Raw genomic sequence first — 13,727 nt, forward strand, 5'->3', positions numbered from 1 at the left:
CGGGTGTGGGCGGGGCTCCAGGGCCCACCGCGGGGCCCAGGCAACTTCGTGGACGTGCCCATCGTCACCTCGCAGGGCGTAGGCGGCAACGATCAAAGCTTATGGGTACGCACGGTATCCGTCCATGTCCTATCGGTTACATCAGTAGCCGGTGATCGCGCGTGAACTGGGGACGAGTGTCTGTTCATCTGTCAGGAAGCCGACTCTCGGCTGCCGGGCGTCCGGTCCGGCCGGCCACCTGAGCCTCTGGTAAAGCCTCCTGACCTGGGTCGCCTCGACTTTCCGGCCACTGTGGTCAGTGAAGGAGGTTGGGTCGAGGGCTCATTCAGCCCGCACGGCGGTCATCCAAGCCGGTATCCGGACATCGGGGCCGATGGGTAGCGTGTCGGGCACCCTGGGGGAGGCTGGAGGAACACCGGTGACGCTGCTGCGCGACCTGATCGACATCCCGACGTCGGTTGGTGAGGGCGACTTCGTGGTCAAGGCGGCCGAAGGCGCCGACCTGGACCGGTACGTCGTCACCGACCAACTTCGGGAAAACTTCAGCAGCGCGCTGCAGAAGATCGGGCATGCCGTCACCACCGGCCGCTCGCAGGCGATGTTCCTGCACGGCTCGTTCGGTTCCGGCAAGTCGCACTTCATGGCTGTGCTGCGGGAGATCCTGGCGCACAACTCGCGGGCCCGGCAGATCCGCGGGCTGGAAGGGCCTGTTGTCGCCGCCGACGCGTGGCTGCCGCAGCGGACATTCCTCACCCTGACCCTGCACATGCTCGACGCGCGTTCCGTGGAGCAGGCGATCCTGGAGGGTTACCTGCGCCAGGTCACCGACCTGCACCCGGACGCGCCCACTCCCGCCGTACACCGATCGGACGCGCTGCTCACCGACGCGGCCGGCCTGCGCGCCACGATGGGTGATGACACGTTTTTCGCCGCGCTGCGCGGCGGCAGCTCCGGGCCTGGGGCCGGCGGCGGGCTCGCCGCGCTGCGGGCCCGCGCCGAGGGTTGGACCCCCGACCGGTACGCCGAGGCCGCCGCTCAGCCGCCCGGCACGAAGGACCGCGACGCCCTGGTCAGCGCGCTCACCGAGACCTTTTTCAGTGGCGCGGTGCGCAGCGCCGAATACCTTGACCTGGACACCGGCCTCGCCGTCATCACCCGGCACGCCAAGGCCCTCGGGTACGACGCCATCGTGCTCTTCCTCGATGAGATGATCCTCTGGCTCTCTGGGCGGATCGCCGACCACACCTTCGTCAACACCGAGGGCGCCAAGCTCAACAAGCTGGTCGAGTCGGCGGACTCCGCGCGTCCGCTGCCGCTGATCTCCTTCGTCGCCCGGCAGCGCAACCTGGAGGAGTTCCTCGGCCCGCAGGTCGGCGGCACCGAGCGGGAGGCGCTCGCGCACGTCATGCGCAGCGTGCAGGGACGGCTGGGTGAGATCGTCCTCGCCGACACGAACCTGCCCGAGATCACCGAGAACCGGCTACTCAAGCCGAACGACGCCGCCGCCCGGGCCGTCATCGACAACGCCTTCGCCGCCGTCCGACACAACCGCGAGGTGTGGGACATCCTGCTGCTCGGCGCCCAGCATGGCGACGCCGGCATCGGCTCCGACGCCACCGCGTTCCGCCAGCTCTACCCCTTCTCGCCGGCTCTCGTGGCGACCCTGGTCGCGCTGTCCCAGGCGCTGCAACGGGAACGCACCGCGTTGAAGGTGATGACCGAGCTGCTGGTCGACCGGCGCGACAGCCTGCGGGTCAACGACCTGATCGGTGTCGCCGCCCTCTTCGACCCGCTGGTGCTGCACGGCGAGCTGCCCGACCGGCCGAAGCTCCGGCAGCAGTTCGAGGCGGCCCGATCTCTCTACCTTCGCAAGCTGCGCCCGATCCTGCTCTCCCTCAACGGCATCGATGAGGAGAAGGCCACCTCGCACACCCAGTTCCAGCTTGACGACAAGTTGGTCAAGACGGTGCTGCTCGGCGCGCTGGTGCCCGAGGTGCCGGCCCTGCACGGCCTGACCGCGGCGAAGCTGCACGCCCTGAACTTCGGCTCGATCGCCGCGCCGATCCCCGGCTACGAGAACACCATGGTGCTCAACCGGCTACGCAAGATCGAGCAGGACGCCGGCGAGCTGCACCTGACCGACGACCACGACCCGGTCGTCTCGCTGAAACTGCACACCGTCGACTTCGACAAACTGCTCGAACTCGTCCCGCTCGGCGAGACCTCCGCCGGCGTACGGCAGCAACTGCTCCGCGAACTGATCAGTGCCGAAATGGGGCTCGCCGGCAGCGAGGGCAGTCACGGCGAGCTTCAGCAGCCACGCGACTGGCGGGGCCGGCGGCACGTCGTCCAGGTCAAGTTCGGCAACGTCCGCGACCAGGACGCCATGCCGATCGCCGCGCTGATCGCCCCCGGTGAGTCCTGGCGAATCGTCGTCGACTACCCGTTCGACCCGCAGGACTATCCGCGCAGCGCCGACCGGGCCCGGATCGAGAGCCTGCCCCGCGGCTCCAACACCGTCTTCTGGCTGCCGCTCTACCTGACTGACGACATGATGGGTCGGGTCGCCCAGCTCGCGAAGATCAACTACCTGCTCGGGGTCGGTGGTGCCGGGGAGCGGCTGAACACCCTCGCCGCCGACTGGCCCAAGGCCGACAGGCAGCAGGGCCGTGTCTACCTGCTGCAACGGCAGACCCAGCTCCGCGACGGCCTGATCACCGCCCTCAAGCAGGCGTACGGGGCAGCCAACCCACAGCCCTCCGACGTGCACGATGACACCGTCGGAGTCCTGCACACCCTGGCCGAAGGGCTGCGCATCGGCGACCCGCGCGGAGGCACGCTCACCGACGCCTTCCGCAACCTCACCGGGGAGTTGCTGGAGTGGTCGTACCCGGGCAGCCCGGCCCTGCCCGTCGACGAGAAGCCGCTCACCAGGGCAGACCTGGCCAAGGTGCTCGAGTACGCCCGGAAGGCCGCCGCCGACCCGACCCACGGCATCTCCGTCGCTTCCCCGGTGGACCAGAAGACCCTCCGCCGGATCTGCAACCCGCTGCAACTCGGCGAACTGGTGGACCACCGGTACGTGCTCGACATCAGCACCTGCTTCTGGAGTCGGCACCTGCTGCAGGAAGCAGCCAAGCAGGACTACCGCGACCACTTCCCGGTGCACATGCTGCGCGAGCTGCTCGACCTGCCAAAGGCCCGCGGCTTCGACCGTGACCTGCAGAACCTCATCATTGCGGTCTTCGCCCTGGAGCAGCAGCTCAGCTGGTACGACAGCGGCGGGAAGACCGCCGTTGCCGCCGTCCACGGGGTGGAGGATCGTTTCGAGCTGCGCCACCCCGTGATGCCTGACGAGAACGTCTGGAAGGCTGCCGTCCGGTTCGGTCAGCCGTTCTTCGGCGAGGTGCTGCCCCTTTTCCGCAATCCGGCGAACCTCGGCACTCTCGCCAGCACCATGCGAAAGGTGGCCAGGGACCACGCCAGTCTCGGCGGCCAGCTCGTCACCGAACTCGAGCGACACGCCGATCTCCTGGGCCTGGACAAGACGGCCACCACGGGCCGGCTCGCCACCGCCCGACGGGTCGCCCACCTGCTCACCCAGGTCGCGCACGAGCAGGACGACGTGGTGCTCGTCGCCGTGGTCGCCGACGGCGACCAGCACCTCGGAGGGCTGGACGGACAGGCCGCGAGCGGCGTCTACAAGCAGGCACAGAGGCTGATCACCGCCCTCGCCGCCACCCAGTGGCCCCTGATCGCGGCGCTCGTCACGCGTGCCGGCACTGACGACCGCGCCCGGGTCATCGTCGAGCAACTACGCGCCACGGCTGGCGACGAGCACCACGGATCAGATCTGATCAAGGCGCTCCAGCAGGCCGTGGGTTCCGCCGCCGCCCTGTTGGCGGAGAACAAGCCGACCGTCAGCCCTCAGCCGACCAAGGTTCCAGGGGTCGGCGGTGAAACGCCGTCGACCGGGCCGGGTTCAAACTCCACACCGCCGCAGGTCGGCCCCCCGACGCTGATTCCCGGTCCGCGTCCCCCCGTTGACCAGGTCACTGCGGGGACCTCGGCTCAGAAGCTGGTGGTCTCCAACGACGACGAGCTGGTCCGGCTGACCGAGCAGATCCGGGCCGAGGTCAGGGCCGGCCGGCGGGTCGAGGTGGCCTGGCAGGTGCAGCGGCAGGATCTGCGGCAGTGAGCATCAGTCGGGTAGCCGTCCGCCCGGCTGCCGTCCGTCGCAAGGTTGAGGCGTGGCTCGCCGAGCGGGACGACGCCGAGGCGATCGTGCTGCTCGCCCGCCCGGAGTGGACCGACGATCCCGTCCTCACCATCGACGACACCCGGGTGCGCGTCGTGCCCTGTCCGACGCCGATCGCGGCCCGGGCCGCGCTGGCCGACCGGGCGGACCACGAGAAACTCGTCCTGCTCACTGATCTGACCGACACCGAGCTGGGCGACGGATTGCTCGCCCACGTCAGTCTCCAGACCGGCCGCAGCGTCGACCCCTGGGACCTCGTCGGCCAGGCGTTCGGTGGCCAGGTGCGGCCGGAATCGACCCTGGTCCGTACCGGTCGGTGGGTCGCCGACGCGCTCACCGAACTGGCTCCGGTCGCCGGTTGGCCGCCGCCCGCCGGCACCATCCTCACCCGCGACCATGCGCTGCGGCACCTTGCCGGAGCGGTACTCGCGCTCGATCCGGACGAGCTGGACGGTGCCGGGCTGTTGCAGTGGAGCACGGACGCGCCCACCCAGATGCGGTTCGTCGAGCTGCCGGCTGTCTGGGCCGATGGCATCGAGGCCTTCCTGGTCGAGGCGGCGGGGCCGATCGCCGTCCCGGTGCTGGCCGCCGTGCGTGCCGGCCACGGAACCGACGCGATCCCGCTCGGTCTCCTGGCCGGCGTGCTCTGGCCGCGCAGCCCGGGGAGGGCACCGGACGTGGAGATCGCGGTCGCTCGTACCCGGCTGGAGCCGCGCTTCGGCGGCACCAGGCTCACCGACGGCCAGGCGACCCTGTTCGCCGAAGCCGCCGAGGCGTGGATCTACCGCGCACTCGACGGTGACGATGCGGTACGGCACGACGCGCACCGTCTGCTACGCCGGGCCGAGGAACTCGCCGCCGAGATTGACGTGACCGAGCGGCTGGTCGCTTCCACCCTGCTGCCGGCCGGCTTCACCCAGCGGATGCGGGCCTTCGGCGCTGCGGTCCGGCTGGCCCTGCCCCGGTCCAGCGCCCTCGCACCCGCCCGCGACCTGGTCGAGAAGGCGCAGGACCGGCTCGCCGAGGTCGAAGCCCACCGCTCCGCGGACCGCTCCCGGGTGGAGACGGCGCGGATGGCCGTGCGGCTCCTGCGCTGGTTGGCGATCAGCGAGGGACGCGCGCCGGCCACCATGCTCGCCGCCCTGCAGCGGCAGATCCGCGACGACGGCTGGGTGGACCGGGCCCGACTCGACGTGTTCGCCGGCGACGTCGACCAGCAGGTCGCACAGGCGTACCGCGCCTTGCACGCAGCCGTCGACGTGCGGCGTGCCCGGCACAACCGGGAGTTCGCCGAGCAACTGCAGGACATGATCGGCGCCGAGCGTGAGCCGGGGACTCTGATTCAGGTGGAGGACGTCCTGAACCGGGTGGTCCGGCCGATCCTCGACAACGGCCGCCGGGTCCTACTGCTGCTTCTCGACGGCATGAGCGCGGCGGCCGGCATCGAGATCGCGGACTCGCTGGGGCGCAGCGGGGCCTGGACCGAGCTGACCCCCGACGGAGGCCCGCGAACCGGGGTGCTCGCCGCCCTTCCGACCGTCACTGTCGTCAACCGGTGCAGCCTGTTCACCGGACGCATCACTGTCGGTGACCGCGCCGCCGAACAACGGGCTTTCTCCGCCCAGTTCCCGGACAGCGTCCTGCTGCACAAGGCTGATCTGCGCACTCCGGCTGGGCTGGCGGTCGACCCCGAGGTCGCTGCCGCGATCGCTGACTCGGCCGTCCCTATGGTGGCGGCCGTGATCAACACGATCGACGACGCCCTGGACCGTAGCGATCCGGGCACCATCGAGTGGAGCACGGACACCGTCAACGGCCTGCGCGACCTGCTGGCGGTTGCCCAGGACCGGGTGGTGGTGCTGGTCTCCGACCACGGTCACGTAGTCGACCGTGGCTCGGAGGCCGTGCTGCTGTCGTCGGACTCCAGCGAGAACCGGTGGCGCCCGGCGACCGTCGCCCCCCGCGACGGAGAGCTGCTCTTCGCCGGTAGTCGGGTGGCGCTCGGCGACGGTCGGGTGATCCTGCCCTGGCGGGAGGAGCTGCGATACGGCCCCAGGAAGGCTGGTTACCACGGTGGCGCCGCACCCGCCGAGGTCGTCATCCCCCTCCTGGTTTTCGCCGCTCAGGACGAACACGCGGTGCCGGGGTGGGCTGGCGCCCCGGTTTCCAGCCCTGAATGGTGGCGGGAACCGATCCGGCAGCCAGCGTCGAACGGCACCGCCGTCGTGGCTCCCCGACCGGGCACCAGACCGACCAGCCGGTCGGCCAGCGGTCCCAAGAAACCAGTTCAGGACGAGGGCCTGTTCGACCTGCCGTCGCCCGCACCCGCCGCTCCGCCACCGCCTACGGCGACACCGGTCCCGGCGGAGCCCGCGCTGGTACTCGTCGATGCGCTGCTGGCCAGCCCCGTGTACGCGGACCGCCGGGACGCCCGAGCGCCGATCCCTGACGAGCGGGTGGCCGCCATGCTCACCACGCTGGTCGTCGGCCACGGCCGAGCGGCCCTGGAGACCCTGGCCACCCGGGCCGGTGTCCCGGTCCACCGGATGCCCGGCACGTTCGCCGCCCTGCGACGACTGCTGCAGGTCGAGGGGTATCCGGTTCTCAGCCTCGACCCGGACGGACGGACCGCGAAACTGGACATCCCGCTGATGATTGAACAGTTCGGGCTGGAGCCGACGTGACGGTCGGGGTGAGCGCCCGTCGTCGTCGGGACATCATCGACGCGCTTCGACGGGGGGCCGTGCCCTCCAATGGTCTGGACGCCCTCGCGGTCGGACTGGACCGTTTCACGGCCGCGCTCGCAGAGGACCTCGACCGGGCATCCGGAGGCGGTAGCGTCTTCAAAGCAGTGCGCGGCGACTACGGCGCCGGAAAGACGTTCTTCACGCGTTGGCTGGGGGAGCAGGCGAAGCGACGCGGATTCGCGGTCGCCGAGGTGCAGATCTCCGAGTTGGAGACGCCGCTGCATCGGATGGAAACCGTCTACCGACGGCTCGTCGAGCAGTTGACGACGGAACAGTTCGCCCCGAGCGCGCTCCGACCCGTGCTGGACGGCTGGATCTTCGCGCTCGAAGAGGACGTCCTGGCCGGGGGCCAGGTTTTCGAGGCGGACGCCGAGAGTCTCGACCGGGAGGTTGGCGAGCTTCTCGAACGTCGTCTGGCGGGTATCTCCCGGCGTACCCCTGGCTTCGCGGCGGCCCTGCGCGGCTATCGCACCGCCGTCGCCGTCGGTGATCAGGCCACCGCCGACGGGCTCGCCGCATGGCTCGGTGGGCAACCACACGTGGCGGCGTCCGCCCGGCGGGCGGCCGGGGTCAAGGGTGACCTCGACCACTTCGGCGCGTTGAGCTTCCTGCAGGGCCTGCTCGCGGTGCTGCAGGACAGCGGGCATGCTGGTCTCCTTGTGGTCCTCGACGAGGTGGAAACCCTGCAACGGGTCCGCTCGGATGCCCGGGACAAGGCGCTGAACGCGCTGCGACAACTCGTCGACGACATCTACGCCGGCCGGTTCCCCGGCCTCTTCCTCCTGATCACCGGGACTCCGGCGTTCTTCGATGGTCAACAAGGCGTGCAGCGGCTCCCTCCGCTGGCGCAGCGACTCGCCACCGATTTCGGAGCTGAACCCCGTTGGGACAACCCGCGAGCCACCCAACTGCGGCTGCCCGGCTTCACCGAGGACGCGTTGGTGCAACTCGGCGTACGGGTTCGGGCGATCTACGGCAGCAGCCGGGTCTCTGACCTCGTTGACGACAACTACCTGAGCGAACTGGCGCGCGCGGTGGCGGGTCGGCTCGGTGGCCGAGTTGGTGTGGCACCCCGGGTCTACCTCAAGAAACTTGTCGCCGACGTGTTCGACCGTGTCGACCAGTTCGACGACTGGGATCCGCGCCGCAACTACGAGTTGACGCTGCGTTCCGACGAGCTGACCGAGATCGAGCGCAACGCTGCCTCAGCCGACGACATCAACCTGTCGATGTGAACGAGGAACGCCTGCTCGACCCGGTCGTCCTGCACCACGTCGTCAACAGTCTCGGCTGGCCCGACCTACGGCCCCTGCAACGCGCGTCGATCGGGCCTTTGGTGCAGGGCGACGACGCGCTGCTTCTCGCACCGACCGCCGGAGGGAAGACCGAAGCAGCGCTCTTTCCCTTGCTCTCCCGCATGGCCGAGCAGAGCTGGACCGGTACCTCGCTGCTGTACCTCTGCCCGCTGAAGGCGCTGCTCAACAACCTGCTGCCTCGACTCGAGCGGTACGCCGGGTGGCTGGGGCGCGCCGTGGCGCTGTGGCACGGCGACGTCGCCACGTCCGCCCGCCGTGCCGTGCTCTGGCAGCGTCCGGACATCCTGCTCAGCACACCCGAGTCCCTGGAGGCGATGCTGGTCAGCGTCAACGTCGACCACCGGCTGTTCTTCGCCGGCCTCCGGGCGGTGGTGGTGGACGAGGTGCACGCGTTTGCCGGGGACGACCGGGGATGGCACCTGCTCGCTGTCCTCGAACGATTGACGCGGGTGACCGATCGGCCACTGCAGCGGGTGGGACTGTCCGCAACGGTCGGTAACCCCGACCAACTGCTGACCTGGCTGCAGGGATCCGGCGCAGGGTCCCGACCGGGTCGCGTGATCGCCCCGGAACTGAGGGACAAGCCGGCCGCAGATTCCACCGCTCCGCCACCCGGGCAGATCGAACTCGACTACGTCGGGTCGCTCACCAACGCCGCGAAAGTCATCTCCGCCCTGCACGCCGGAGAGAAGCGGTTGGTCTTCTGCGAGTCCCGGCAGACCGTTGAGGAACTCGGGCAGTTGCTGCGCGAGCGTGGAATCACCACCTTCCTGTCGCACGCCTCCCTCTCCGCCGACGAGCGACGCCGGTCCGAGCAGGCATTCGCCGAGGCCAGAGACTGCGTCATCGTCTCCACCAGCACCCTCGAACTCGGCATCGACGTGGGTGACCTCGATCGGTTCATCCAGATCGACTCCCCGGCGACGGTGGCGTCGTTCCTGCAACGACTGGGCCGGACGGGGCGTCGACCGGGCGGCACCCGGAACTGCCTCCTCCTCTGCCGCAGCGGAGCGGAGCTGACCAAGGCGGCCGCATTGCTGCTGCTGTGGGGACGTGGGTGGGTGGAGCCGGTCGTCGCGCCGCCCGAGCCCCGGCACATCGTCGCCCAGCAGGTGATGGCGCTCTGCCTGCAGGAACACCGCATCGGCGACCGACTCTGGTCTGCCGAATGGAACGGGCTGGGACCATTCGGACCCGGTGCCGAGCCGATCGTCCGTCACCTCGTAGATCAGGGATATCTCGACGGTGACGGCGGGCTGCTCTTCATTGGGCCGGAGGCGGAACGGCGCTTCGGTCGTCGCCACTTCATGGAAATGACGGCGGTCTTCACCGGACCACCCGAATTCACCGTGCTGCACGGCCGGACCGAGTTGGGGCGGGTGGACCCGAGCCTGCTCACCGAAAAGGTTCCCGGTGAACGCAGGCTCCTGCTCGGCGGACGGGCCTGGCGGGTGACGTACGTCGACTGGCGTCGTCGCCGGTGCTTCGTCGAGCCAGCGGACGGGGGCGGGCGTGCCCGCTGGACCGCGTCGGGCTGGGTCGGGACGGGACACGCATTGACTCGCGCGATGCGAGATGTCCTCCTTGGCGCGGATCCACCGGTTCAGCTGACCGCACGGGCGAAGACTCGGCTGTCAGTTGAGCGCGACGAGCGCTCGGCGCTGGTACACCCGGGCGGCAGTATGGCCGTTCGTACCGCCAAGGGGGACCTGCTGTGGTGGACCTGGGCCGGGCTGCGAGCGAACGCGACGTTGGCGGCGACTCTCAGCGAGGTCGTCGACCCGGCGCAGCGGTTCGATGACTACGCCATCCGGCTCCGCGACAACCTGACATCGGAGGATTGGCGGTCCCTGGTTGCCGACGCCGGCCACCGGATCTGCCTGCCGGAGGTGAACGACCGAGCCGTCGCTGGTTTGAAGTTCAGCACCGCCCTGCCGGAGCGATTGGCGCGGGCCACCCTCGCCGCACGTCTCGCGGACCTCCCCGGAGCTGCGGCCCTACTGGACGAGCCCGTCCGGTTCGTTGTCCTCTCCCCCTGATCAGTCGGCCGACTCCACTACGCCCACAGGACGCCTATGTGGGAGTCCAAGCCGGCCCCGTGGGCGGTGGGCAGGCCGCTCGGTCAGTGTGCGGCGGGCCTTCTCTGCCGGTCGGCGGGCTCGTTGCTGTCGCCTTTCGGATAGCTGGGGCTGCGCGGTTGCGAAATGACCGTTCAACGGCAGGCATGCGGAGATTCGGTGGCAAGGCCGCGGCGAAGGCACTCATCCTGGCGGCGATCCCCATCGGTGGCGTCGGCATCTTCGTCGCCGAGCCGTGGGCAGTCGCCTCGATCGCGGCCAACCTCGTCCTCCTGGCTGGCGCCGGTGGGCTGTGGTGGCTGGCCGTCCGCCGTGACCGGCGTTGGCACCATCTGCACCGCAGCTGCGAACCCGGTGGCGCGGCTGCCAAGGGCGACGGCGGCGGCCCCGGTGCCCTTGCCGACTACGACGACCCTGACGCGCTGGTGTTCGCCTCGCGATCGGTCCCCAGGCATCGGCTGATGGTGTCGAGCACCAGCCGGATTCGCCGGGCCGGCATGGGGCACAGCATTTCGCGGATCGAGAGACTGGCCGATTCGGCGCAGCGACAGTCCCGACGCGAGCAACTGTGGTGGCTGGTCGCGGGGCTGGCGGCGTCCATCCCGATCGGCGTGGCCATCAACCTCGTCACCGGGTAAGGGCTGGCCGCGCAAAGAATCACCGAGCAGAGGACGTAACGCACCACGCACGCCAGTTGATCTCTTTATGGGTCCCCTACGCGCAGGCACCTACGTTTCCTCCGTACCCGAACCCGCGTTCGATTTGGAGGTCTCCACGTGCCGATCAACGGACGGCTGCTCGTGCCGATCTCGTTGGCGTTGGTCATGGCGTCGACCGCATGCGGGACGGCCGCGCCGGTTTCCGGTCAGGCCGGTGTCGTGGTGACGATGACGCCGGATGCCGGGAGCAACGCCTCGGCCGCTGGTTCGGCCCCCGACGACACCCCGAGTCCGGAGGTCCCGACCGACGCGGAGATCCCTACCAGGGCCGCCGGCACCTTCGCCACCGCCACGGGCCGTGGTCGTGTCATCGGCACCGGCAAGAAGCGGGTGCGCTACCGGGTCTCGGTGGAGAGGGGGATCGTCTGGGGTGACATCCCCGCCTGGGAGCCGAACGAGTTCGCCGAGAGCATCGAGCAGGTGTTGGCGGCGCCGAACGGGTGGGCCAGTTCCGCGCAGCACCCGGTCACCAACGCCGCGGTGAACCTGACCCGGGCGTCATGGTCGTTCCAGCGGGTCGACAGCTCGAAGATCGACGTCGACGTCCGGCTCGCGACGCCGAGAACGGTGGACAGACTCTGCGGTGCGAGTGGGGTCGACACCCAGGGGGTCTACTCCTGCAAGTACGGCAAGACGATCATGATCAATCTTCGGCGTTGGCTCCAGGGCGCACCCGGCTACCCGGTAAGCATGGAGGACTACCACGCCGGTGTGATCAATCACGAGTTCGGCCACTTCCTCGGCTTCGCCCACATGAGGTGTGGCGGTCGCGGCAGACCCGGCCCGGTCATGATGACCCAGACAATGGGCCTGCACGGGTGCGTGCCCAACGTCAGTCCGTTCGCCAGGAACGGCCAGTTCATCAGCGGACCGTGGGCGCCGTCCTGACCCGGCCCGATCCCAAGAGGTGCGGCCCCCGCCCCGGACGGGGAGAGGGCCGCACCTCCTGCGCTACGTGCCAGGTCAGGCCGCTGGCAGGCTGGTGAAGACCAGCGGACCGGACGGACCTGGCGTACCGCCGTTGGGGTAGCCCCACGACGCGCTGTTGCCCGCCGCGGTGGTGAGCGTGAAGCCCACCGTGTACGTCCCCGGCGGCAGGTCCCGGAAGTACACCGACAGCGAGACGTGCCCGTCGGGCTCGACCTGGATGCCGCCGTTCGCGCCACCCACGGAGTGGCCGAGGGAGTTGTAGATGGTGGTCGAGAATCCGACCACCGGAGCGAGCGTGACGTCGTCGATGGTGACGTTGACTGCGATGCCGTTGGACACGTCGCCCGGAGCGCCTTCGGTACGGCTCAACGCCGCTGCGGTGGCCACCGGCCGGGACGTGTCGGGCACCCGGGTGGCCTGCAGGTCGAGCGCGGGCCGGCCGTAGTGGGCGCCGTACACCGAGACAGAACCGGCCGAGTCGGTGAGCAGGATGCCTTCGATGGTGCAGGTGCTGTTCAGCTCGTTCAGCACCACCGGGAGCGAGTACGTGCCGGCCGGTCCCTCGGTCAGGACCTGGTTCCAGGTCGAGCAGCCCCGGGTCTCGACCGTGGCGGTCAGCTCGCCCTGTACGCCACTTGCGGTGAACGTCAGATTCGTCGTCGCCGGCCCACGCCAGTTGTTCACCTGCGTCGGGTTCAGTGCGAACCCGGACGCGCCGATCGCCTCGTTGCGGGTGACCCGTACCGTCGCCGCCTCGAGGCCGGTGTAGCGCTTGGTGTTGCCGGCTCGGTCGGTGAGGCTGACCGCCTTCACCTTCCACTCGCCGGTGGGGCTGCCCGCGGGCAGGGTCACCGGCACGCTGCACTCGACGTGCCAGGGATCCCAGTTCTGTGCGTCGCCGCAGAGCAGGCCGCCCTGGTCGCTGTTGGTCAGAGTGATCGGCGCGGTGATCTCGGCGGTGCCGGGACCGTCCAGCACGAGGCGACCCTTCCAGAAGCCGGCGCCCGGCTCGTCGAAGGCGTACAGGCCGTAGTGCAGGGTCACGCCGGAGCCGTCGTCGTACACCGGACTCCTGGTCGGCGGGACGAGCCAGACGTACTCGGTCGTCGGCGGCGTGGTGTCGGGCGTCTGGGTGGCGGCCAGCACGGCGGCAGGGCTGATCTTCTGACCGGAGAGGGTCCGCGTGGTGCCCTGGTCGTCGGTCGCGGTGATCTTCGTGACGCGGTACGTCACCGGCGCGGCCGGGCCGTACTCGGTGACGAGGAATTCGTACCGGTAGGACGAACTGGCGATCCCGCCCTGATACGGCCCGGTGACGGGGTAGCCGGCACGGAGGCCGAACCGGATCTGCTCGACCGGCCCGATCGCGGTGGTGCCGGTGTACCGCTGCACGTAGATGCTGCCGCTGAGGTCACTGGCGGTGGTCGACGTGTCGGTCACCGTCCAGTTGAGATTGACGGTCGTGCCGCCGGTGGTGGTGTCGACCTGATCGGTTTCGAAGGCGATGCCCGAAAAACCGATCTTCGGCTTGGCGGCCGCGACGGCCGGCGCGGCCACCGCCGTGAGCAGCGCCGTGGTCACGGTGGCGGTGGTCAGGATGCGTGAGATGGTGCGAAGGCGCGCTGCAGCCATGTGTCCTCCCCGTTGGACGATCGGCCGGACCGCAATGGCCCGGCCTG

The 13,727-nt window shown here is 69.7% G+C and carries 7 protein-coding genes; 6 read left to right on the top strand and 1 reads right to left on the bottom strand.

Annotated features, from left to right (window positions below; all coding sequences use genetic code 11):
* The first annotated feature begins 418 nt into the window (after positions 1-418).
* The 6 genes from HNR20_RS20430 (at position 419) to HNR20_RS20455 (ending at position 12,006) form a co-directional block, all read left to right on the top strand.
* Complete coding sequence (locus HNR20_RS20430; RefSeq protein WP_184182217.1) at positions 419-4,198, top strand: DUF6079 family protein; 3,780 nt, start codon at positions 419-421, stop codon at positions 4,196-4,198.
* Positions 4,195-6,942, top strand: a complete 2,748-nt coding sequence (gene pglZ / locus HNR20_RS20435; protein WP_184182219.1) for a BREX-2 system phosphatase PglZ — start codon at positions 4,195-4,197, stop codon at positions 6,940-6,942. Before HNR20_RS20430 ends, pglZ begins: the two co-directional genes overlap by 4 nt.
* Entirely contained in the window at positions 6,939-8,240 is a 1,302-nt protein-coding gene (gene brxD, locus HNR20_RS20440) for a BREX system ATP-binding protein BrxD (protein WP_184182221.1), read from the top strand. The genes pglZ and brxD overlap by 4 nt, the downstream gene beginning before the upstream one ends.
* Positions 8,237-10,360, top strand: coding sequence for a DEAD/DEAH box helicase (locus HNR20_RS20445; RefSeq protein WP_229687456.1), 2,124 nt, complete (start codon positions 8,237-8,239; stop codon positions 10,358-10,360). The genes brxD and HNR20_RS20445 overlap by 4 nt, the downstream gene beginning before the upstream one ends.
* 185 nt (positions 10,361-10,545) lie before the next feature.
* Entirely contained in the window at positions 10,546-11,037 is a 492-nt protein-coding gene (locus HNR20_RS20450) for a hypothetical protein (protein WP_184182223.1), read from the top strand.
* A 138-nt stretch (positions 11,038-11,175) separates the two neighbouring features.
* Positions 11,176-12,006, top strand: a complete 831-nt coding sequence (locus tag HNR20_RS20455; protein ID WP_184182225.1) for a DUF3152 domain-containing protein — start codon at positions 11,176-11,178, stop codon at positions 12,004-12,006.
* 75 nt (positions 12,007-12,081) lie between these two features.
* Here HNR20_RS20455 and HNR20_RS20460 read toward each other — a convergent pair whose 3' ends face one another.
* Entirely contained in the window at positions 12,082-13,680 is a 1,599-nt protein-coding gene (locus HNR20_RS20460; protein WP_184182227.1) for a hypothetical protein, read from the bottom strand.
* Positions 13,681-13,727: the final 47 nt, after the last annotated feature.

Source organism: Micromonospora parathelypteridis (assembly GCF_014201145.1).
Classification (GTDB): domain Bacteria; phylum Actinomycetota; class Actinomycetes; order Mycobacteriales; family Micromonosporaceae; genus Micromonospora; species Micromonospora parathelypteridis.

What these genes read in the sequence shown, in the direction of transcription:
- HNR20_RS20450 (WP_184182223.1), top strand. Translation starts at nt 10,546, where the DNA reads ATGCGGAGATTCGGTGGCAAGGCCGCGGCGAAGGCACTCATCCTGGCG.
- HNR20_RS20460 (WP_184182227.1), bottom strand. Translation starts at nt 13,680, where the DNA reads ATGGCTGCAGCGCGCCTTCGCACCATCTCACGCATCCTGACCACCGCC.